Annotated in this window: 1 protein-coding gene; it reads left to right on the top strand. The window is 75.5% G+C overall.

What is annotated here, in order from left to right:
- The coding region (locus VR45_RS33555) for a helix-turn-helix domain-containing protein (RefSeq protein WP_045943681.1) at positions 1 to 539 on the top strand (539 nt) is incomplete at both ends.

The raw sequence follows: 539 nt of genomic DNA, 5'->3' as shown, positions 1-539 counted from the left end.
CCGGTACCCGCGGGTCGACGTCCGGCCGAACCTGCTCTTCGTCGACGACGGCGACATCCTCACCTCCGCCGGGGTGACCGCCGGGGTGGACCTCTGTCTGCACATCATCCGGCGGGACCACGGTGCAGCCGCCGCCAACGCCCGCGCCCGGGCGCTCGTCGCCCCGCCCCAACGCCCCGGCGGCCAGGCCCAGTTCTTCGAACGCCTCCGGCCGGACGCGCGCGGGGACGAGCTCGCGGCGGTGCGCGCCTGGATGCTCGACAACCTCGCGCACCGGCAGAGCGTCGACGAACTCGCCCGGCGCGCGCACATGTCCCGCCGGACGTTCATCCGCCGCTTCCAGCAGGAGACGGACAGCTCCCCGATGGCCTGGCTGACCGCCGCCCGCCTCGACTGGGCCCGCGAACTCCTGGAGACGGGCCCGACCCCGGTCGAACAGGTCGCCCGCCTCAGCGGCCTGGGCAGTCCCGCCGCCTTCCGCGCGACCTTCCACCGCCACGTCGGCACCTCCCCGGCGGAGTACCGGGCCACCTTCCGGG

The organism is Streptomyces sp. NRRL S-495 (assembly GCF_000966955.1).
Lineage (GTDB): Bacteria > Actinomycetota > Actinomycetes > Streptomycetales > Streptomycetaceae > Kitasatospora > Kitasatospora purpeofusca.
The sequence above is the reverse complement of the archived record's forward strand: the minus strand, read 5'-3'. Positions and strand labels throughout refer to the sequence as shown.